General features: G+C 45.1%; 25 protein-coding genes. 22 read left to right on the top strand and 3 right to left on the bottom strand.

Annotation, left to right across the window (positions count from 1 at the left end):
* Positions 1-61: 61 nt before the first annotated feature.
* From ACTQ50_RS01940 to ACTQ50_RS01925, 4 genes are read left to right on the top strand one after another with little or no spacing between them, the layout of a single operon-like run.
* Positions 62-418: a GntR family transcriptional regulator gene (locus ACTQ50_RS01940; RefSeq protein WP_441482745.1), complete on the top strand. Its 357-nt coding sequence runs from the start codon at positions 62-64 to the stop codon at positions 416-418.
* A 20-nt stretch (positions 419-438) separates the two neighbouring features.
* Positions 439-1,146: an ABC transporter ATP-binding protein gene (locus tag ACTQ50_RS01935; RefSeq protein WP_441482866.1), complete on the top strand. Its 708-nt coding sequence runs from the start codon at positions 439-441 to the stop codon at positions 1,144-1,146.
* Positions 1,140-1,880: a hypothetical protein gene (locus tag ACTQ50_RS01930; protein WP_441482744.1), complete on the top strand. Its 741-nt coding sequence runs from the start codon at positions 1,140-1,142 to the stop codon at positions 1,878-1,880. Before ACTQ50_RS01935 ends, ACTQ50_RS01930 begins: the two co-directional genes overlap by 7 nt.
* 18 nt (positions 1,881-1,898) lie before the next feature.
* Positions 1,899-3,071, top strand: coding sequence for an MATE family efflux transporter (locus tag ACTQ50_RS01925; RefSeq protein WP_441482743.1), 1,173 nt, complete (start codon positions 1,899-1,901; stop codon positions 3,069-3,071).
* A gap of 81 nt (positions 3,072-3,152) precedes the next feature.
* Here ACTQ50_RS01925 and ACTQ50_RS01920 read toward each other — a convergent pair whose 3' ends face one another.
* Positions 3,153-3,386, bottom strand: coding sequence for a small, acid-soluble spore protein, alpha/beta type (locus ACTQ50_RS01920; protein WP_441482742.1), 234 nt, complete (start codon positions 3,384-3,386; stop codon positions 3,153-3,155).
* Between the two features lie 228 nt (positions 3,387-3,614).
* Between ACTQ50_RS01920 and ACTQ50_RS01915 the strand changes: the two genes are divergently transcribed.
* From ACTQ50_RS01915 to ACTQ50_RS01895, 5 genes are all read left to right on the top strand, one after another.
* Positions 3,615-3,827: a helix-turn-helix domain-containing protein gene (locus ACTQ50_RS01915; RefSeq protein ID WP_226818845.1), complete on the top strand. Its 213-nt coding sequence runs from the start codon at positions 3,615-3,617 to the stop codon at positions 3,825-3,827.
* A 66-nt stretch (positions 3,828-3,893) separates the two neighbouring features.
* On the top strand, positions 3,894-4,049 hold the full coding sequence (locus ACTQ50_RS01910) for a hypothetical protein (RefSeq protein WP_441482741.1): 156 nt from the start codon (positions 3,894-3,896) through the stop codon (positions 4,047-4,049).
* Positions 4,050-4,101: 52 nt separating this feature from the next.
* Positions 4,102-4,542, top strand: coding sequence for a GGDEF domain-containing protein (locus tag ACTQ50_RS01905; protein ID WP_441482740.1), 441 nt, complete (start codon positions 4,102-4,104; stop codon positions 4,540-4,542).
* Between the two features lie 98 nt (positions 4,543-4,640).
* Positions 4,641-5,984, top strand: coding sequence for an MATE family efflux transporter (locus ACTQ50_RS01900; RefSeq protein ID WP_441482739.1), 1,344 nt, complete (start codon positions 4,641-4,643; stop codon positions 5,982-5,984).
* Positions 5,985-5,996: 12 nt separating this feature from the next.
* Entirely contained in the window at positions 5,997-6,824 is an 828-nt protein-coding gene (locus ACTQ50_RS01895; RefSeq protein ID WP_441482738.1) for a MerR family transcriptional regulator, read from the top strand.
* Between the two features lie 166 nt (positions 6,825-6,990).
* On the opposite strand, the gene ACTQ50_RS01890 is transcribed toward ACTQ50_RS01895, so the two are convergent.
* On the bottom strand, positions 6,991-7,896 hold the full coding sequence (locus tag ACTQ50_RS01890; protein ID WP_226818855.1) for a carbon-nitrogen hydrolase family protein: 906 nt from the start codon (positions 7,894-7,896) through the stop codon (positions 6,991-6,993).
* Between the two features lie 320 nt (positions 7,897-8,216).
* Here ACTQ50_RS01890 and ACTQ50_RS01885 point away from each other — a divergent pair, with 320 nt between their 5' ends.
* The 10 genes from ACTQ50_RS01885 to ACTQ50_RS01840 all read left to right on the top strand — a co-directional run bounded on the left by ACTQ50_RS01885 (position 8,217) and on the right by ACTQ50_RS01840 (position 16,740).
* A complete protein-coding gene (locus tag ACTQ50_RS01885; protein WP_441482737.1) occupies positions 8,217-9,305 on the top strand; it encodes an endonuclease/exonuclease/phosphatase family protein in 1,089 nt (362 codons plus the stop codon).
* A gap of 194 nt (positions 9,306-9,499) precedes the next feature.
* Positions 9,500-11,071 carry a Y-family DNA polymerase gene (locus tag ACTQ50_RS01880; protein WP_441482736.1) on the top strand — a complete coding sequence of 524 codons (1,572 nt, stop codon included), beginning with the start codon at positions 9,500-9,502 and terminating at the stop codon, positions 11,069-11,071.
* Between the two features lie 127 nt (positions 11,072-11,198).
* The gene (locus tag ACTQ50_RS01875) at positions 11,199-12,362 is read left to right on the top strand and encodes a MalY/PatB family protein (RefSeq protein ID WP_441482735.1); all 1,164 of its coding nucleotides are present in this window, start codon (positions 11,199-11,201) and stop codon (positions 12,360-12,362) included.
* 156 nt (positions 12,363-12,518) lie between these two features.
* Positions 12,519-12,935, top strand: coding sequence for a hypothetical protein (locus ACTQ50_RS01870; protein ID WP_441482734.1), 417 nt, complete (start codon positions 12,519-12,521; stop codon positions 12,933-12,935).
* A gap of 294 nt (positions 12,936-13,229) precedes the next feature.
* Positions 13,230-14,147 (top strand): CHASE domain-containing protein, encoded by a 918-nt coding sequence (locus ACTQ50_RS01865; RefSeq protein ID WP_441482733.1) that lies wholly within the window; start codon positions 13,230-13,232, stop codon positions 14,145-14,147.
* Positions 14,069-14,494, top strand: coding sequence for a response regulator (locus ACTQ50_RS01860; protein ID WP_441482732.1), 426 nt, complete (start codon positions 14,069-14,071; stop codon positions 14,492-14,494). Before ACTQ50_RS01865 ends, ACTQ50_RS01860 begins: the two co-directional genes overlap by 79 nt.
* A 148-nt stretch (positions 14,495-14,642) precedes the next feature.
* A complete protein-coding gene (locus ACTQ50_RS01855) occupies positions 14,643-15,038 on the top strand; it encodes a methylglyoxal synthase (RefSeq protein ID WP_021926957.1) in 396 nt (131 codons plus the stop codon).
* Positions 15,035-15,589 carry a 16S rRNA (guanine(966)-N(2))-methyltransferase RsmD gene (gene rsmD / locus ACTQ50_RS01850; RefSeq protein WP_441482731.1) on the top strand — a complete coding sequence of 185 codons (555 nt, stop codon included), beginning with the start codon at positions 15,035-15,037 and terminating at the stop codon, positions 15,587-15,589. Before ACTQ50_RS01855 ends, rsmD begins: the two co-directional genes overlap by 4 nt.
* Positions 15,590-15,598: 9 nt before the next feature.
* A complete protein-coding gene (coaD, locus tag ACTQ50_RS01845) occupies positions 15,599-16,087 on the top strand; it encodes a pantetheine-phosphate adenylyltransferase (protein WP_441482730.1) in 489 nt (162 codons plus the stop codon).
* Positions 16,088-16,104: 17 nt separating this feature from the next.
* Positions 16,105-16,740: an ATPase gene (locus tag ACTQ50_RS01840; protein ID WP_295303834.1), complete on the top strand. Its 636-nt coding sequence runs from the start codon at positions 16,105-16,107 to the stop codon at positions 16,738-16,740.
* A gap of 11 nt (positions 16,741-16,751) precedes the next feature.
* On the opposite strand, the gene ACTQ50_RS01835 is transcribed toward ACTQ50_RS01840, so the two are convergent.
* Positions 16,752-17,681 (bottom strand): hypothetical protein, encoded by a 930-nt coding sequence (locus ACTQ50_RS01835; protein ID WP_441482729.1) that lies wholly within the window; start codon positions 17,679-17,681, stop codon positions 16,752-16,754.
* Positions 17,682-17,857: 176 nt separating this feature from the next.
* Here ACTQ50_RS01835 and ACTQ50_RS01830 point away from each other — a divergent pair, with 176 nt between their 5' ends.
* From ACTQ50_RS01830 to ACTQ50_RS01820, 3 genes are all read left to right on the top strand, one after another.
* Complete coding sequence (locus ACTQ50_RS01830) at positions 17,858-19,309, top strand: aminoacyl-histidine dipeptidase (RefSeq protein WP_441482728.1); 1,452 nt, start codon at positions 17,858-17,860, stop codon at positions 19,307-19,309.
* Positions 19,310-19,485: 176 nt separating this feature from the next.
* Positions 19,486-20,319 (top strand): M23 family metallopeptidase, encoded by an 834-nt coding sequence (locus tag ACTQ50_RS01825; RefSeq protein WP_441482727.1) that lies wholly within the window; start codon positions 19,486-19,488, stop codon positions 20,317-20,319.
* A 123-nt stretch (positions 20,320-20,442) separates the two neighbouring features.
* Positions 20,443-21,285: a GTP pyrophosphokinase gene (locus tag ACTQ50_RS01820; protein ID WP_295303843.1), complete on the top strand. Its 843-nt coding sequence runs from the start codon at positions 20,443-20,445 to the stop codon at positions 21,283-21,285.
* Positions 21,286-21,366: the final 81 nt, after the last annotated feature.

The following is a 21,366-nucleotide window of genomic DNA, read 5'->3' as shown; positions in this document are numbered from 1 at the left end:
ACAAAAGCATATCACTAGTGTACTATCTAACTATTACAGAGATACAGAAAAGGAGGACGACATGGAATATAATTCATCGCTGCCTATTTATCTCCAGGCAGCAAATTCCATTAAAAGGGATATTGTAACAGGTAAGCTGTCTCCAGGAGTGAAGCTTCCATCGGTGCGTGAGCTGGCAGTTGCGTATACCATTAATCCCAATACGGTCAGCCGCGTATATAAAGAATTGGAGATGGAAGGTGTCTGTTTTACCAGACGCGGGATGGGAACTTTCGTAACAGAAGATCCAGGGAAGGTTCGGCAGCTGAAAGAAGAGATGGCAGGGACTCTGATCCGGGAATTTCTGGAGGGAATGGAGCAGCTTGGTTTTTCCAGAGCCGAGGCGATCGGACTTCTGGAGGAAGAACAGTCGAAATAGACGAGGAGTGTATGAAAATGATCTTAGAGAGCAGAGAAGTAACGAAGAAATACGGCAGTAAGACTGCTGTGAACCAGGTATCCTTACAGCTGGAGCCAGGACTTGTATACGCTATGCTTGGTCCCAACGGAAGCGGCAAGACCACCTGGATGAAAATGGTGGCAGGACTTGTGAAGCCAACCAGCGGTGAAATCCTGTATCAGGGAAACCCTATCGGCAAAGAGAGCAAGAAGGAAATTGCCTATATGTCCACAGAGCCCTATTTTTACAGCTGGATGTCCGTTGCAGATGTGGGAAAATATTACGAGGACTTTTTTGAAGATTTTTCCATGGAGAAATACAGACAGATGATTTCCCGTATGGAGCTTACAGAGGACATGAAGGCGAAGAAGCTGTCCTCCGGCATGATGGCCAAGCTGAAGATCGCAGTTACCATGGCAAGAGCCGCCAGGCTGTATTTACTTGACGAACCCCTGAACGGCATTGACCTTCTGGCAAGAGACCAGATCATGAAGAGCATTCTGGAAGCCATAGATCCAGATGTGACACTGGTGGTTTCCAGTCATCTTGTAGACGAACTGGAACGTGTAGCAGATGCGGCTATTTTTATGAAGGATGGCGTATTGGCTAAGCAGTGCATGGTAGAGGAGCTTCGGATCGATCAGCATAAATCCGTAGTGGATCTGTACCGTGAAATCTATGGACATGGAGGAGAAGAAGTATGTTAAAGTTGATGAAATACGAGCTTCGGAAAACAGCATTTTCCAAGCTGGTTCTGCTGGTGATCACTGCAGTTGCGGAAATTGCATTTTTGTTAGGTGTATTTTTGAAAAAGGATAATCTTCTGGCAATCGGAATTGTGTTCCTGTTCATGTGTGCCGTATTTGGTGTTATTTACATTGGAATAGAGAGCGTGAATGCCCTGTATCGCGACCTGAATACCAAACAGAGCTACATGCTGTTTCTTACACCAAAGAGCAGCTATGAAATCCTTGGTGCCAAGATTCTGGAGAACGGCATTTCCATCGTAATGGCAGGGGCATTTTTTGCACTGCTGGCAGCTCTTGATGTGACCGTTGCAACCCTTTACATTGGCGGTTTGAAAGAGATGATCAATCTAGTAAGCTCCTTTATGGAAATAAACTGGTCGGTGACCTTTACCCCGGCAGAAGCCGCTTTCTATTTCTTTGGTCTGCTGGCAAGCTGGATCGTTTACATTGTGAATGCGGACCTGTCCGTGATCTTGTCCGCCAGCGTTCTTGCCGGCAAAAAGGGCAGCGGCGTTGCAGGCTTCCTTATCTTCATGGTAATATCCGCTGTTATTGGAAAGGCATTGGATCTGATCCCGGTTCTGCAAAGCACAGAACTTACCTTTGTCCTGTACATCGCAGCCGCATTTGCCATTGCAGCAGTGCTGTACCTGATCAGCGGCTGGATCATGGAGAAGAAGCTGAGCGTATAAAGCTTAAATGGAAGCTGTGTGGCGCTTGTAGGCATTTTTGTGAATCTGCTGGTGGGAATGTCGGTTGGACCAAATGCAGCTCTGGCAACCTTGATCGGCCAGAAAAAGCGGGAGAGGATCAGCGGTATGCTGCATACCATACTCACTTTTGGTGCAATACTGGGCTTTTTGCTCATGATCATTGGCATGCTGTGTGCGAAAGTGGTGCTGGAGGCATCTGGAACACCGGAAAGTGTTATGAGTGAGGCTCTTTTGTACATTCGGATCTACTTTATCAGTCTGCCATTTATGACTATTTACAATTTTGGCTCGGCTATTTTGCGAAGCTATGGGGACAGCAGAAGGCCGATGTACTACCTGTTTACCTCTGGAATCGTAAATGTTATTCTGAATCTGTTTCTGGTGATCTGCTTTCACCTGGGCGTTTCCGGTGTGGCCATTGCGACAGTAATATCCAATGTACTAAGTGCATCTTTGGTTATTCATCATCTTCGGAAAAGAGATGATGAATTCCAGTTCAGTTTTTCCAGAATGCATATTAATAAAAGTGAGCTGTCCAAGGTTCTGGCCATTGGAATTCCGGCAGGAATACAGGGGGCTATTTTCTCTGTTTCCAATATGTTTATCCAGAGCGGGATCAACTCCTTCGGGGAGGATGCAATTGCTGGTTCTTCATTGGCGCTGAATTTCGAGTATTTTACATATGACATTGCAGCTGCCTTTGCACAGGCTGCGGTTACCTTTACCAGTCAGAATTTCGGTGCTGGAAATCTGAAACGGTGTAAAAAGGTATTCTGGCTTTGCCTGTTGTTTGGAATGGGCTTCACGGAAATCCTCAGTATTGTATTTATGATCTGGGATGATTTCTTTGTGAGCATCTATACCACCAGCGCAGGAGTGGCAGCCTTCGGCCTGATCCGTATGCACCGGGTATGTTCTTTGGAGGGACTTACCGCTACTTACGAAGTGGAAAGCGCAGCCCTCAGGGGAATGGGAAAATCCCTGGAGCCATCCATTATCACAATTCTTGGAACTGTGGTTTTCCGCATGATCTGGCTGGTCACCATTTTCAAGCTGGTTCCCACCTTCGAAATGCTGATGAACGTTTACGTCGCTTCCTGGATCTTCACAGGCGGCGCGATCATGATCGTGTATCTGTGGCATATGCGGAAGCTGGAAAAGAACCATTAGACATTGAAACAGGGCATTACCTGCTTCTCGGTGAGGAGTAAGTAATGCCCTGTGTTTTTTTCTAATCAGGCTATTTTCAGATTAGTACTGACCACTCTGGACGCTCTGTCCTGCGGACATGGATCTTTCCTGAGCCTCGATCATCTTTTTCACCATATAGCCACCTACACTACCATTCTGTTTGGAAGTAAGGTTTCCGTTGTATCCGTCTGTAAGCGGCACACCCAGCTCATTTGCAACCTCAAATTTGAAACGATTTAATGCGCCCTTTGCTTCTGGTACAGCTGCTTTGTTAGAAGAAGTATTGTTTGACATAATCATTTTCCTCCTTGGTTCATTGTTGTTTTGTTTGATGTTACATTGCTAGTATGTGCTCTAAAAATGAAAATACACTGGGAATAAATGGACTGATTTTTTAGCTTGACATAGCCGTACGGCATAAATATAATTGTAATTATTAAAAACAGCCGTACGGCATAAAAAATAAATTAGGACTAAAATTTAGCCGTACGGCATATATTGAAAGGCTAGACGAGGTGAATTATGAAAATCACGGATTCTAAATCATTAGGTATCGCATTGAAAACAAGAAGAAAAGAATTACATTATACTCAGTTATATTTAGCTGAATTTACAGGCTTAAGCGTCACTTTTATTTCTGATGTTGAACGTGGTAAGCCAACTGCAGAATTAGAGAAAACAATTCGCTTGGCGAATACCCTGGGATTAGATATTTTCTTGCAAAAGAGAGGATAAGAATATAAATGAAAAAAATTTGTCTGTCCGGATCAGCTGTACTTAAAAGCAATCCTGGAAAATGGGATGGTAAGATCCGTCCCGGGAGCAAGGCAGCGAGTGGCGAAAAAGGATTTATTCCATCTGGCAGAACTATCCGGATCCCGCAGCAATCTGGTATGTCTTCCCCTTTTTTCCAATGAAATGCTGTACGGACTGCTGATCTGTGATCTGACACTCTGACGCCCTTACCGGAATCCTGAACCGGAGAGGCTTTCATTTATCTGCAGAAGAATTGGTGTCACAGTTGAAAACACAGGGACACAGGACCTTGTTTGCCTACATTGATATGAACAATCTGAAGATCATCAACGACCGCTACGGCCACGATGAAGGGGATTTTTCCTTGAAACTGATCGGGGAAATCCTGGCGGATATTGTACAGGAAGAGGGCATTACCGGACGGATCGGCGGCGATGAGTATGCCTGCGTGCTGAAATACGAAAAGGAAGACCAGGGCAGGGACTTTAGAAACAGGATCCATCAGGCATTCCAGGATTTTAACCGTACCAGTGAAAAAGCCTATAATGTTACCGTCTCAGTGGGAACGTATCTGATGGAAGCAGAAGAGGACCTGACTTTACATGATGCCTTGTCCCATGCAGATGCCAGTCTGTATGAAGCCAAGAAAAACAGAGTGAAATCCGTGGCAAAAAATTTTGATCATAATAACTGATGGGAAAATCAGCAAGAAAAATAGTAAGATTTCAACTTGACTCTACAACCAATGTAGGGTTTATGGTAAGATAGTTAAGAGAAAGGAGGAGAAATCCTTTGGAGAAAGATCTTACCACAGGCAGTGTATTCAAAAATATTGTTTATTTCTCACTGCCATACCTTTTATCTTACTTTTTACAGACCCTTTATGGAATGGCGGACCTGTTTATCATAGGCCAGTTCGAGGGTGTTGCCAGTACCACAGCTGTCTCTGTGGGAAGCCAGGTCATGCATATGTTGACGGTTATGATCGTGGGACTTGCCATGGGTACCACAGTCACCATCGGCCAGGCCATCGGAGGAAAGAACAAGAAGCAGGCAGCTCTTGATATTGGAAATTCCGTTACCCTGTTTATGGCAGTATCCATCCTGCTGGCGGCAGTTCTGCTTTTACTGGTGAAGCCTATTGTGGCAGTGATGTCCACACCGGCAGAAGCTGTTTCCGGCACCATTACATACCTGACCATCTGTTTTATTGGAATCCCGTTTATCACAGCTTATAATATTATCAGTTCCATTTTCCGTGGAATGGGTGATTCCAAAAGCCCCATGTATTTCATTGCCATTGCATGTGGGGCAAACATTGTGCTTGACTATGTATTTATGGGTGCCCTTCATCTGGGCCCGGCTGGTGCGGCTCTTGGAACAACCCTTTCCCAGACCATCAGCGTGCTCATTGCCCTTACGGTGATTTTACGGAAAAAAACAGGGATTTCTGTTTCCAGGGCTGATTTTAAACCCAGAAGACAGATTATGGGCAAAATCCTGCAGATCGGAATTCCCATCTGCTGCCAGGACGGACTGATCCAGGTGGCCTTTATCATCATAACGATTATTGCAAACAGACGAGGCCTTACCGATGCAGCAGCAGTGGGGATCGTGGAAAAGTTCATCAGCTTTTTGTTCCTGGTGCCATCCTCCATGCTCTCTACAGTATCGGCTCTCGGCGCACAGAATATTGGGGCAAAAAAGCCGGAGCGGGCAAAAGAGGTGCTTCGCTATGCCACTATGATCGCAGTTGGATTTGGTGTGATCGTGACAGTTTTGATCCAGTTTATTGCAGAACCGGTTGTGGGAATGTTTACCACAGACCAGGGCGTGATCCTGGCAGGTGGGCAGTATCTGCGGGGGTATATTTTTGATGTTATTTTTGCAGGTGTTCACTTTAGCTTCAGCGGCTATTTCTGTGCCTGCGGAAAATCAGGATTGTCCTTTTTACATAATATTACTGCAATTGTGCTGGTACGTGTTCCTGGGGTATATCTTACTTCCAGGCTGTTCCCGGCCACGCTTCTGCCTATGGGACTTGCCACGGCTACAGGCTCCCTTTTGTCTGTGATCATCTGTGTGATCGCGTTTACGGTTATCAACCGAAAGGAAAGAAATGCCGTTTTTTCATAAAGGAGACCAGTTATGGAAAGCAAAGATTTATTTCAGATCGGCGAAGTAGCCCGGATGTTTCATCTAAGTGTCAGCAGCCTCAGACATTATGAAGCCATGGGGCTTCTGGTTCCCGAGGTGACGGATCCGGAGACTGGCTACCGCTATTACAGCACCCGCCAGTTTGAGCCGCTGAACACCATCCGCTACCTGCGGGCCCTTGACATGCCACTGAACGAAATTGCGGATTTTCTCCAGAACCGTGACCTTGATAAAATGGAGGAAAAGCTTCAGCAGCAAAAGGAAATTGTTATAAAAAGGGAACAGGAATTAAAGCGGATCGAGCGAAAGATCGGCAACCGGTTAAATCAGCTAAAGAATGCCAGAAATTCTGTGCTGGATGTGATCGCGCTTACAACAGCCATGGCCTGCCGCCTGGTATGGATGGAAGATAACCTTACTATTAAAGAGTTTGTTGACATGGAGACACCGATCCGAAAGCTGGAACAGAAGCAAAAAGAGGCGCTTATTTTTCTGGGAAAGGTAGGGGTTGGCATAGCAGCGGAACAGCTGCTGAAAGGGCAGTTCCAGCAATACAACGGGATTTTTCTTCTGCTGGACGAGGAAGACCAGTACGATGGAACTGTGATCCACCTTCAGGAAACGCCATGCGTTTCCGTCCGTTTTCGCGGCAGCCACAAAGAAGCACCTGCCCAGTATGAAAAACTGATGAATTATATTCAGGAACATAATCTTAAAGTTGCCGGTTTTTCACGGGAGATTACCATGATCGATTACGGCCTCACCAATGACACTGAGAAATTTGTAACGGAGATCAGTATTCCGGTGAAAGTATCCTGATATGTCCGCTGCAATTGTCGGAAATCTGGACTTGGGTTTGCAGGTGAAAGTAAAAACCTCCTGCATGGTATAAATAAAAATATACCATGCAGGAGGTCTTTTTTACGCGGGCAACGAGCTAAAGTCTATGCTTGCATGAGGCTCTGGCGACTGCCGTGATAACTTATCATTCCTGGAATTTCGGATCCTTCAGCAGATCCTCATAAAGCTCTTTATAAATAGCCGGGCGGAAATCTGTTTTTCCATCAATCAGGGAGTTTGGTTCAAACTTTTCTCTGGTTGCAAGGGTAAGATCAATGGTTGCCGTGTACATTTTTGCCTGGATTGCACGCGGGTCTGTAAATGGATAACCGGCAAAATATTCTGCTTCCCAGAAATTGGTGCTCGGCCCGATAATACTGGAGCCGCCCCAGAAAACATTGTATTTATCAGTTCCTGCAAGGTTTGCAGAAACGATATAGATCTGATTGGTAATGCAGCCGGCTTCCAGAGTGGTGGAGCCAAGAGCAATGCCGTGGCATTTGGCAAGTGCGGTACAGTTGATATACAGGCGACAGCCCTTTGCAGCATAATATCTCATCAATTCCTGGAAGCAATAGGAGTCATAGCAGATGGCCAGACCAACCGGTCCCCACGGAGTATCAAAGATGAAAGGCTTGCTGCCTCTGGTTGCCCAGTGTGGTTCCGGATAAGGAAGATGGATTTTCCGGTAAGCACCGATCACACCTAATGGTCCGCAGACACAGGCGGAGTTATAAATGGTAGAAGGATCCTTTTCATCCCGCTCCGGCATTCCGAAAGCTACATAAATGCCAAGCTTTTTCGTTAATTCTGCAATTTCCAGGGAAGAAGGTCCTGGTACTAATTCTGCCAGATGGGACTGCATCTTATCTGGTTTTGCTTTTTCTTCCTCATCATCATAACCGGTCAGGGCCATCTCCGGAAATACAACAAGATTGGAGCCTTCCGCTGCAGCGGCTTCAATATAACCTTTCATTTTATTCAGATTCGCTTCTTTGTCACCCCAGATAGCATGAAATGCAACAGTTGAAACTTTGATAACGTCTTTCATAATCATTAGCTCCCTTCGTAATCTTTTGAAAATTTGATGAAATAAGTTCCGCCGGTAGAATTCTTTTTCTTACATAAAAAGAGAGCACGAAGATGATCATTAAGTACATCTTCGTGCTCGATGACTGCATTATAGTCCTGGGATTTCGCATTGTCAATCATTTTTTTGAAATAAATCATATTTTTTAACAATTAAGAACAGAAACGGAAATTAAGGCTGAAAATAAATACTGGCTTGAGAATCTTTTCATTTTATGTTACCATTTTTATATCTTTAAGCAGGGAAAATCTGTCTCTGCCATAACCAAAAGGAGTCAGCGTATGAAAAAAATATTAAAAGTCCTTGGAATCATATTAGGAGCAGTTCTGGTTTTGCTGGGCGGATATCTTATTTATCTGTTTGCAAGCTATCACCGCATCCCGGATAATCAGCAGCTGGAGGTAGAAACGGCCAGAAATCGTGAAGATACGGAGGAAAATAAACTTACCACAGACACAGAGTATTCAGCGCTGACCTATAATATTGGTTTCGGTGCATACACTCCGGATTTCAGCTTTTTCATGGATGGAGGAAAATCCTCCTGGGCGAAGAGCAAGGACAGTGTTCTGGAAACGGTGCAGGGGGCAGGGGCGCTGGCAGCTTCTTATGCTCCGGATTTTGCCATGATCGAGGAAATCGACCTGGATTCCACAAGAAGCTATCATGTAGATGAATATTCGATCTTAAAAGATCATTTCCCGGATTATTACTATGTATTTGCCCAGAACTATGATTCTGCTTTTTTATTTTACCCATTTACCCAGCCACATGGCAGCAGCAAGTCTGGAATCGGCCTGTTTTCCAGATATCCGGTAACTTCAGCCCTTCGAAGAAGCTTCCCGGTATCCACCTCTTTTACCAAGTTTTTTGATCTGGACAGATGCTACAGCATTTCCAGGGTCCCGGTAGAAAATGGGAAAGAGCTGGTAATTTTTGCATTACATATGTCTGCTTACGGAAACAGCGATGAGATCCGAAAAGGACAGATCGGTATGCTGGCTGCAGATATGGAAAAGGAATATGAAGCGGGAAATTATGTGCTCTGCGGCGGTGATTTTAACCATGATCTGAAGGCATCGAAAGAAGATACCGGGGAAAGAGAGTCCTGGGCGTATCCATTCCCACGGGAAGAGCTCCCAGAGCATTTTTTCTTCGGGATTGACCTTCTCACCCAGGAAGAACGTGACAATCTCTGGAACAGCGCCAGAAATGCAGATATGGAGTATGTGCCAGATGTGACCTATACCGTCACTTTGGATGGCTTTATTATTTCAGACAACATTGAGTGTACCTCATACGAGGACATCAACACCGGATATTCCTATTCCGACCATGATCCGGTTTATATGAAATTCAAATTAAAAGATTGATACCTGATAATTACAGCTTCTTTTGGAATGGAGAGGCTGTTTTTATCTTTCATCCCTTTTTTTAACTTCAAAAATATATTATAATGATACCCGTATAGAAAAACTAAAAGTTGTTCGTGTTTGCACAATAAGACGATATATCATTATAATTATATAGATTACAGAATCGAGAGTTGGACAGGAATTATTTTATCATGGAAAACGCAAAAAATGAAAAGAAGGAAAATAAAATTCACTCTATCCCCATCGGTCACACCTACCTATGCATAGATTTAAAGTCCTTCTATGCCTCTGTAGAATGCCAGGAGCGCCACCTGGATCCCCTTACCACCAACCTGGTAGTAGCAGATCCCTCCCGTACTTCTAAGACCATCTGCCTTGCAGTTTCTCCTGCCTTGAAGGCATACGGCATTCCAGGACGGGCGCGGCTGTTTGAAGTAGAGCAACAGATAAAAAAAGCCAATCATATGCGTCAGCAGCATGCCCCAGGTCATAGATTTACTGGTACCTCCTGCGATTCCGGCCAGCTTTTTGCCCATCCTGAGTATGCCATCGGATACGTCACGGCGCCTCCAAGAATGTCACACTACATGGAAAAGAGTACTCAGATTTATCAAATCTATCTGAAATACATTGCCCCGGAAGATATCCATATCTATTCCATTGACGAGGTATTTATTGATCTCACCCATTATCTTCCGGCTTCCGGCAGATCCGCCCGTGATTTTGCCCGTGAAATGATCCTGGATGTGCTGGAGACGACAGGAATAACCGCCACAGCCGGAATCGGAACCAATCTTTATCTGGCAAAGATCGCCATGGATATTGTAGCCAAGCACATTCCGGCAGACGAACACGGTGTCCGGATCGCAGAACTGGACGAGATGAGCTACCGGCGCCAGCTGTGGGATCACCGTCCTCTCACGGATTTTTGGCGGGTAGGAAGAGGCTATGCAAAAAAGCTGGAAGAGAACGGACTTTTTACCATGGGAGATATCGCCCGCTGCTCCATTGGAGGACCCGGGGATTATTATAATGAGGAGCTTTTGTATAAGCTGTTTGGAATTAATGCGGAGCTCCTGATCGACCACGCCTGGGGATGGGAGCCCTGCCAGATTTCCCATATCAAAGCCTACCAGCCGGAATCCAACAGCATCTGCTCGGGCCAGGTTCTTCAATGTCCATACACGGCGGACAAGGCGCGGCTGGTAGTACAGGAAATGGCAGATATGCTCACCCTGGATCTGGTGGAGAAGAAGTTGGTGACAGACCAGATCGTACTTACAGTAGGTTATGACATTGAGAATCTGACAGATCCGGCAATACGGAAACGCTACCGAGGGCCAGTTACCACTGACCATTATGGCCGTCAGGTTCCCAAACATGCCCACGGCACAGAGAACCTTAAGAGCCAGACCTCCTCCACGAAATTGATCACAGAGGCTGTGATGCGTCTGTATGACCGGATCATAAACCCGGCCTTGCTGGTCCGCAGAATTTACCTGACTGCCAATGATCTGATCCCGGAAGGGGAAATGAAGCAGAAAGAAGCCTGGGAGCAGCTGGATCTTTTTACAGATTATACAGCCATAGAAGAGCAGAAAAAGGAAGATACCGCCCTTCTGGAACGGGAAAAGAAAATGCAGCAGGCCATGCTGGATATTAAGAAAAAGTTTGGGAAAAATGCCATCCTGAAAGGAATGAACCTTCTGGATGGAGCCACTGCAAAAGACCGGAATGGTCAGATCGGCGGGCATAAAGCGTAGAGGAAACAGGAGCAAATAGAGAGAAAATTCTTGACTTAAACCATAGTTTATAGTTTATGATAGATTTATAGAAGAACCGAAGAAGCTGATAATGGATGCTTGATAAGTGCTAAAGGAGATAACATATATGCAGACAACGATATTTGACCAGCCGGTGGACCGCCGCGGAACTGGATGTATGAAATGGGATGTAAAGGAAAACGAACTTCCCATGTGGGTGGCGGATATGGATTTTCAGACCGCTCCGGAAGTTACAGAAGCCATTATGAAACGTGCCAGCCACGGCGTTTTTGGCTATACCTTAATTGAAGATGAATGGTATAAGGCGTACCAGGACTGGTGGAAGACACGCCATAATTTCGAGATTGAGAAGGACTGGCTGATCTTCTGTACTGGCGTAGTTCCTGCTATTTCCAGCATTGTGAGAAAGATGACTACGCCAGCCGAAAAGGTGGTGGTACTCACTCCGGTTTATAATATCTTTTTCAACTCTATTGTAAATAACGGCAGAAATCCGTTGGAGTGTGAGCTGACCTACCAGAATGGCAGATATGAGATTAACTGGGAAGATTTTGAGGCGAAGCTGGCAGATCCACAGACCTCCCTTTTGATTTTCTGCAATCCTCACAACCCGGTTGGAAAAATCTGGGACAAGGAAACGCTTGCAAAGATGGGCGATCTCTGCGTGAAACATCATGTGCTGGTTTTGTCGGATGAAATCCATTGTGACCTGATAAAGCCGGATAAAGATTATGTACCATTTGCCTCAGTTTCAGAGAACTGCCGCAAAAACAGCATTACCTGTGTGGCGCCAACCAAAGCCTTTAATCTGGCAGGAATCCAGACTGCAGCTGTGATCATTCCGGATCCATTTATCCGTCACAAGGTAAACCGTGGATTAAATACAGACGAAGTGGCAGAGCCGAATGTGTTTGCCGCGATCGCGCCTATTGCAGCCTTTAATAAAGGCGGAGAGTGGCTGGACAATCTGAAAGAATACCTCTGGAAAAACAGACAATATGCAGAAGAATTTATTGAAAAGGAAATCCCGGAGATCCACGCAGTAAAGGGCGAAGCCACCTATCTTTTGTGGCTGGACTGCCAGGCAATTTTCCGAAAGGGCTGTGACCTTTGTGAATTTATCCGCGCAGACAGCGGCTTATATCTTTCTGACGGACCGGAATACCACAGTGGAGAGGGCTTCCTGCGAATGAATCTGGCATGCAGAATGGATGTCCTGAAGGATGGACTGGAAAGACTAAAATCCAGTATAAAATCCTATTGCAGATAAAAATCAGAACATTCTCAAAGATTGATCTTGTATAGTTGCTGTTTCATGAGAGGAGAACAAAATTCATAAAAAACACAAGAAGTTCAGCCTGAAGCGTATTGTCGTGAACAGTAACTGTTATATAGATATAGGAAAACAGGGGGAAGGAACCTTATTATGCCACTATTACACGAATCCCACAAATACGACGACATCATAAATCTGCCCCACCATGTGTCAAAGTTCCATCCGCAAATGGACATCATGGATCGGGCTGCCCAGTTTTCCCCCTTCGCTGCCCTTACCGGCTATGAAGCCGCAGCCAGAGAAACCCAGCGGCTGACACAGCCCAAGGTGGAACTGGACGAATCAGAAAAGCAGCTTCTGGATGAAAAATTTCATCAGCTGGAGGCGGAGCTTTCCAAGGGGCCTGTGATAACCGTTACCTATTTTGTCCCGGATAAGAGGAAAGAGGGCGGTGCCTACCGCACCATCTCCGGGAAAGTAAAAAAAATCGACTATTTCAAAAAGACGATCCAGATGGAGCAGGGCGAGTTGCTGCCTTTTGATGATATCTCAGATATTCAATTATAATGAACGTAAAAATTTCCTGTAGGAAGCAGAACTGCCAAATACAGGAATTTTTTTGCTTTAGGAAATTTCCATAAATAGACAAATCCCCCAGAGTATGGCACGATAGGCTCATTCATGATAAAGATGAGGAGTCATGTTTGGATTATGGAAAGAAAAACAAATCGGAAAACAATTAAACTGCGTACTGCACTTGTTTTTTGCGCTGCTTTTGTTGTGGTAATGATTTTTACCAGTATATTAAATCAGAATCAGATCTAAGAAGAAAAACTGAAGGCAACCTATACTGCAGAATCGATGGTAAACAGAATCGGCTCCCAGATGGATCAGTATCTGGTTGCTTCCGATTTTTTGAAAAATATAGTAGAAAATGGAAATACATTGGATGATCAGACTTATTCTTCCTTATGCAGCCTTTTGCAGGATGACGCCCATGTGATTGAGGCATTTGAACTTGCGAAAAGCGGCACTGTATCCCAGGTTTATCCTCTGGAAGGAAACGAAGAGGCCATTGGTCTTGATATGCTGACTCATCCAGAACGAAAAAAGGAAGCCCAGCTGGCGAAGGAAACCGGTCAATATACCATTGCAGGTCCTTTTGAACTGGTGCAGGGAGGCACCGGAGTATTGCTTTTTGATCCGGTATACACAAAAGCTTCAGATGGGAACAAACAATTCTGGGGATTTTCGCTCCTGGTTTTGAACTGGGATAAATTTATTGAAAAGCTGAACCTGGATTCTCTGGAAACTGCTGGATATCATTATCAGGTTTGGAAACATAATATGAGCACTGATGAAGATGTGGCAATTACCCAGTGCAATGACGTAAATCTGGAATTTGCCCTGGAGGTTGCCTGTGATGTGCCAAATGATACCTGGTACGTGGAAATTTCTCCCCACAACGGCTGGATTTCCAATTTAATCCTCTGGGGATACTTTTTCTTTGCTTCCGCTTTGGCGGCCCTGGTATCCTTTGGATACTGGCAGTTTGAACAGCAGCGCTACAAAGACATGGTTTATGCAAAAAAAAGGCTATGTTTCTGCCCGCATTGTGATCGAAGACACTGGAATCGGAATGAGCCAGGACTACCATTGAATTGCCATTCCTTATTGCCACAGAAGAACAGGTCGCATCTTTGCGTCATCAGCCGGCAGAGACTGAAAAAACAGATTTCAAAGGCAGACGTATCCTTCTGGCAGAAGACAATGATCTGAATGCAGAGATTGCCATCACGATTCTGGAGGAACATGGCTTCCAGGTGGAACGGGCAGAGGACGGACAGATCTGCGTCAATATGCTGAAAACAAACCCGGCGGATCATTATGATCTGATCCTGATGGATATCCAGATGCCAAATAAAAATGGATATGAAGCTTCCAAGGCAATCCGTGAAATGCCAGGTCCCAAATCCCGGATCCCTATTATTGCCATGACCGCCAATGCCTTTGACGAAGACAAGAAGAAAGCCATGGGCGCCGGAATGAACGCCCATATTGCAAAGCCTTTTGATATTCAGGTATTGTTAGATACGATGGAACAGCTGATCTCGAAAAAAGTATGATTTTTCGGCAAAATACACAAAGGTCATTCCATGTAAAAAATGTTAACAATCAATGAATTTTGTATATATTCAAACGTTTTTGTTGCACTTCTTTTGTCAATTTGCTATAATTGTTACAATAAACAGAAAAAAATGGGAGAGGTGAACTATGAATTTAGGTATCATTGCACATAATAGCAAAAAAGTTCTCATTGAAGATTTCTGTATCGCTTATAAGAACATCCTGGCCAAGCATGAGGTATATGCTACCGGCACTACAGGAAGACGAATTGAGGAAGCTACCGGCCTTCATGTCCACAAGTTTTTACCGGGCAGTATCGGAGGCGATAAGCAGTTCATGGAAATGGTAGAGCGGCAGGATCTGGATATGGTAATACTTTTCTATAATCCTGTTATGATAGATCCGAAGGAGCCGGACATCACAGCCATTGTAAAGCGCTGTGACCAGTATAATATTCCAGTAGCGACCAATATCGCTACCGCAGAACTTCTTATCCTGGGACTGGCCCGTGGCGATCTGGATTGGAGACTGAATCTGAAATGAGAGTCATCGCAGGAAAAGCAAGACGACTAAACCTTAAAACTGTGCCGGGCATGGAGACACGCCCCACCACAGACCGCATCAAAGAAACTCTTTTTAATATTCTTCAGCCTGAACTTCTGGACTGTCGATTTCTTGATCTGTTCAGCGGAAGCGGCGCGATCGGCATCGAAGCATTAAGCCGTGGAGCTGCTCAGGCTGTTTTTGTTGAGAAAAATCCCAAGGCATGTACCTGCATAAGAGAAAATCTTACATTTACAAAACTTGCAGAGAGTGGTAAACTGCTGAACATGGACGTGCTGCAGGCCATTCGTTCCTTAGAAGGAAAGGGTGTTTTCGACTGCATATTTATGGATCCTCCATATAACCATGAGCTGGAGCGCCAGGTTCTGGAATACCTTCAGGACAGCAGTATTCTGGATGAGAACACACTGATCATCATAGAAGCGGATCTGGCTACAGACTTTAGCTATGTGGAAGACCTTGGCTACAGACAGCTGCGTTCCAAAGAATACAAAACCAATAAGCATATCTTTTTATGCCGGGGAAAGTGAGAAAAATACATGGTAATAGCTGTTTATCCAGGAAGTTTTGATCCGGCCACATACGGACATCTGGACATAATCAAGCGGGCAAGCGTCTCTTTCGACAAAGTAATCGTGGGAGTTTTGCATAATTCTGCAAAAAGTCCGTTGTTTTCTGTGGAAGAACGTGTTAATATACTAGAAAAGGCAACAAAAGACATGGAGAATGTAGAGATCAAGGCATTCGAGGGTCTTTCTGTAAATTTTGCCAGAGAAAATCATGCACAGGTAATCGTGCGTGGGCTCCGGGCAGTAACAGACTTTGAGTTTGAGCTTCAGATGGCACAGACCAATCGGGTACTTGCTCCGGATATTGACACCGTGTTTCTGACGACAAGCCTGGAATACGCATACCTTAGTTCTACCATTATGAAAGAGGTAGCAAGCTATGATGGCGACCTGAGCAAATTTGCTCCGCCGGAAATTACCGAAGCTGTTAAGAAAAAGATGCACGATTTGAAGAAATAGAATAAGGAGAGTTTACTATGAGCAGCAGAATTGAACAGATCATTGAAGAAATCGAAGAGTATGTAGACAGCTGTAAATATCAGCCACTTTCTACAACTAAGATTGTAGTGAATAAGGAAGAGATCGAGGAGCTTCTTCGTGAGCTTCGTCTTAAGACACCAGACGAGATCAAACGTTATCAGAAGATCATCAGCAATAAGGATGCCATCCTTGAGGATGCACAGACTAAGGCTGATGCCCTGATCGCAGATGCACAGAACAAAGCTCAGGAGCTTGTTACCCAGCATGAGATCATGCAGAAGGCATATGCCCAGGCAAACGAGACCATCAATGCAGCGAACCGTCAGGCTCAGGAGATTCTGGATTCCGCTACACAGGATGCCAACAGCATTCGTCTCAGCGCCATCACCTATACAGACGACATGATGGCGAATATCGGTTCCGTACTTACTCAGACTCTTGAAGATGCAGGCGGCAAGTATAAAGGATTCATCGATGCTCTTCAGGCATGCATGGATGTTGTAAACCACAACCGTCAGGAGCTTGCACCGCAGACCGCTCAGGCAGCTGCTATGTCCGGTTCCTATCAGCCGGCTGATACAGAGGCTTCCAAGGAAGACGAAGCACTTCTGGACGAGCTTGGAGATAACTAATTCTACTGCATTTATAGCAGACATAAGAATATAAGTGTGAGCACAGCTGTGATTGCTGTGTTCATACATTTTGCAGAAGCGTACAGGTGAAGGGAAAGTTCCTTTCCAAGTACGCTTTTTGTTTGTGCCATAATACAGATCCCGCCGAATGCACTCATACACAGGGCCAGGAGCATGCGCAATGGATAGGGGAAACCAGATAATAAAAGCCCGTGAAGTCCGGTGGTGATTTCCAGTGTTCCAAGGAAAAGATATTTTCCCGTTTCCGGCAGAAACCAGAAATGGCCGATGGCTGCTGAAAGGATGGAGAACAGCAGAATATAGCCTCCTAATTTTGCCATTGTCTCGAAACTGTTCATGATCACAGAATCAAGAAGCCCGGCTGTGGTTTGAGCTATAGGTCTTTTGCATTCGGGATAGAAGGATGGAACAGAATTTTTTCTATGTAACACGAAACGGAAAAAACACATACAGATCATATCTGCCAGAATCAAAATTCCCACAAGCACGCCGTTCTTTATCTGCCCTTCCAGACAGATCTGTCCCACATAGGTGATCAGAAATGCAGGGCTTGGGTTGTTGCAGAAGGTTAAAAGATACTCAGCCTCCTGGCGGCTGATTTTCCCGGCATAATACAGATCTGCCGCTAACTTTGCACCCATGGGATAACCGGTGAGCAGTCCAAGAAGAAAGACATAGGCTCCCCCTGGAGAAAGTCCGAAAACTACCTTGAAAAAAGGGGCAATTGGATGTAAAATTTTTGTGATTCCATCTGTACGGACCAGGAGCCCGGTAAGGATCATAAAGGGCAGAAGAGTGGGAAACAAGGTTTCCAGCCACAGCTTCAGTCCATCCCTGGAAGCGGCAAGGGCCTTTGCCGGAAAGCACAGGAGGAAAAGCAACAACAGAAAAATGAGAAGCAGAGAGAATTTTTTCTTCATGTTAACCTCACAATTTATAAAAAACTGCATTATTTTTGAAGATAAACGGACATGCTGCTGATCAGCGGCATCACCAAATAGGAAAGTGAAAAGCCGTATATAAAATTTATATTAGGACTTTTCATTTAAATACCGTAAAACACATAAAAGAATACAAAACCCGGAGGTAATTTCACATGGCTATTTTAGAAAACTATGAACCGAAGAATGTCTTTCACTATTTCGAAGAGATCTGCAGTATTCCACACGGTTCTGGAAACACAAAGCAGATCAGCGATTATCTGGTAAATTTTGCAAAAGAGCGCCAGCTGAAATATGTACAGGACGAGATGAACAACGTTGTCATCTACAAGCCAGCCACCCCTGGCTATGAGAATGCTCCAACCGTGATCCTTCAGGGACATATGGATATGGTTTGTGAAAAGCGCCCGGATGTGGAGCACGATTTTACCACAGAGGGCTTGAAGTTAAGAGTGGATGGGGATTATTTATCTGCTGAGGGAACCACCCTTGGGGGAGATGACGGAATCGCAGTTGCTTACGGGCTGGCAATCCTTGACAGTACCGATTTCAGCCATCCGGCACTGGAAGTTGTTTTTACAGTTGACGAGGAGATCGGACTGCTTGGCGCAGATGGATTCGACTGCAGTGTGCTGAAGGGCAGAAGGATGATCAATCTGGATTCTGAAGAAGAGGGACGCCTCTGGGTGAGCTGTGCAGGCGGCGTAAGTGGCAATTCTTATCTTACGGTACAGAGGGTAGAAGCCTCCGGCGAAAAAGTATCTGTAAAAATTACCGGTCTTACTGGCGGTCATTCCGGCGCAGAAATCCACAAAAACCGGGCAAGTGCCAATATTCTTATGGGACAGTTCCTTTATGAGCTTGGCACAATCTGCGGCTATGCCCTGAAGGAGTTAGAAGGCGGCCTGAAGGATAATGCTATTCCAAGAGAATGTACCGCAGCGCTTCTGGTCCTGCCAGAAGAGGTTTCCCTGGTCACTTCCCAGGCAGAGAAAATGCAGGCTGCTTTCCGGGAAGAATACGCAGGCTCTGATGAGAACATTACCATTCAGGTAACAAAGGAAGGCAATGAAGATGCAGAGGTTCTCCATCCCACCAGCCAGGAAAAGGTGATTTTCTTCCTTATGAACCTTCCTTTCGGGGTGAAGAAAATGAGCGGAACCATTGAGGGGCTGGTAGAGACCTCCTGTAACCCTGGAATTATGAAGCTGTACCGGGACGAATTATTTGTGCAGACAAGCATCCGAAGCTCTGTTGGCTCTGCAAAAGAAGCCCTTTCCCACAAAATCCAGTATCTCAGCGAATTTCTTGGCGGCGAGTATGATACAGAGGGAAATTATCCGGCCTGGGAATACCGCAAGGATTCCAGGCTTCGTGATAAAATGGTTGAAGTTTACAAGGAGATGTATCACCAGGATCTGCAGGTGGTTGCCATCCACGCCGGACTGGAATGCGGCCTTTTCTATGAGAGAATGGAAGGCCTTGACTGCACCTCCCTTGGCCCGAATATTCTGGACATTCACACCTACGAAGAGCGTCTGGACATGCCATCAGTAAAGCGTGTCTGGGAGTATCTGGTGAAGGTTCTGGAAGCCTTGAGGGATTGATGGTTTTATCTGCCTGCAGGCACGCCGTCGATGAAGATATCACTATATAAATCAGCTGTACGATATATTTTCAGTGCAGCTGCTTTTTTTGTTCTATTTTTTCTATTTTCCCATATATTATCTGAGGGTAAAAAATTTACCCTATAGTTTCCCATATGTGTAAGAGAGGAAATGCCATGAAAAGAAAGACCGGAAAATATCTGCTCCTTCTTCTTTTTCTCCTGCTGTTACTTACCTTGCTTCAGAATTTTATTCAGCAAAGAAGCCAGGCTTCCCTGTTAAATGCGGATACCTGTTTTACAGAAGCCTTCCGTGAACAGGCCCTGAGACCTGAGCTTTATGCACAGCTTGATGAAAAAGAGTATTCGGACAGAGAATTTGCCGATCTTCTTACCACAACTATGTTAAATGGAAAATTTTTTCCAGGACGTCTTTCCCGGAACAACGAAGCTTACCTGCGCTTCAAACCAGAAGACTATTATGATCTGAGAAGCTGTTACCTGGCTGTCTGGAAAGATCTGGAAACGTTTCCCATTCCTGTCAGGGCAGATGGAGAAATAGAAGAAGAGATTTTTTATGGAAACACCTTTGGGGCTGACCGAAGCTATGGTGGAAGCCGGAAGCACGAAGGCTGTGATCTCTTTGGCGCAATTTCCCAGTCCGGATTTTATCCTGTGATATCTATGACTTCTGGCAGCATAGAAAAAATCGGGTGGCTTCCTCTTGGGGGATACCGGATCGGGATCCGTTCTTCCCATGGCGGGTATTTTTATTATGCCCATCTGGAATCCTATGAAAAGAATTTTCAGATCGGGGAAACGGTAGAAGCAGGACAGATTCTTGGATTTATGGGCAATACCGGATACGGAGAGGAAGGAACTTCCGGAAAATTTCCGGTCCATCTTCATCTTGGGATCTATGTAAATCCAAAGGGAAAAGAGGAGCTGAGTGTGAACCCTTACTATGTTTTACGTGCTATGGAGAAAAAAGTAAAAAAGTATACATATTGATAACAAATTTTTCGAAATATATGCTATAATGATTAAACATATGGGCAGCTCACAAGTATTTAGCAGCAGAACAGGTTTTACAGGTCCTGTTATTTTGCCCATATCCGGTAAGGAGCGAATTATATGGAAATACAGTTATGGAGAAGCATTTTATGCCCCTACGAGCTGGCGGTCAGGGAACTGATCGTCAAATTTGAGCACATTATCAGCGAACACAGAGAAAATGATCTGTATTCCCCCATTGAACAGGTAAGCGGACGTGTGAAAAGTGTATCCAGCATCCTGGAGAAAATGCAGCGCAAGCATATTCCCATGGAGCGCATGGAGGAGGAAGTAGAAGACATTGCCGGAATCCGTATTATCTGCCAGTTTGAGGAAGATATTGAGACAGTAGCGTCTTTGATCCAGAACCGGTCTGATATGACCATCAAGAGCGAGAAGAATTATCTGAAGCATGTGAAACAGAGCGGTTACAGAAGTCTTCATCTGATCATTTATTATACAGTGGAAACCTTAAATGGTCCCCGGAAGCTGCAGGCGGAGATCCAGATCCGTACCATGGCAATGGACTTCTGGGCTACCATTGAGCATTCTCTTCAGTACAAGTATAAAGGAGACATGCCTCCTCATGTGGCAGAGCGTCTGACCAATGCGGCAGATGCCATCATTCTGCTGGATCAGGAGATGTCCTCTGTTCGAAATGAGATCATGGATGCTCAGAATTCTTCACAGATGCAGTCGAATCTTGTGAAGGATATTCTCAATAATATAGAGAACCTTTACCGCGTATCCAGCGAGCGGGAGGTGATTAAGATCCAGACGGAGTTCCTCAGGGTTTTCCATACCAAGGATCTGAAACAGCTGGAGCGTTTTCACAGACAGCTGGATATTATTGCGGAAGGCTACCGCGCCCAGGCTGTCTACCATGAAGTCGGACATCAGCCGGGTAAGAGCTGCATTTCGTAAATCTGTCCGAAAAATGTTACTGGTCACAGAGTGAACAGTAACTGAAAATACATGACTGTCCAGGCCATTCGCATTTTAGCA

It is taken from the genome of Blautia sp. Sow4_E7 (assembly GCF_052116245.1).
GTDB lineage: Bacteria > Bacillota > Clostridia > Lachnospirales > Lachnospiraceae > Blautia_A.
This window is presented reverse-complemented; position numbering and strand designations above follow the sequence as displayed.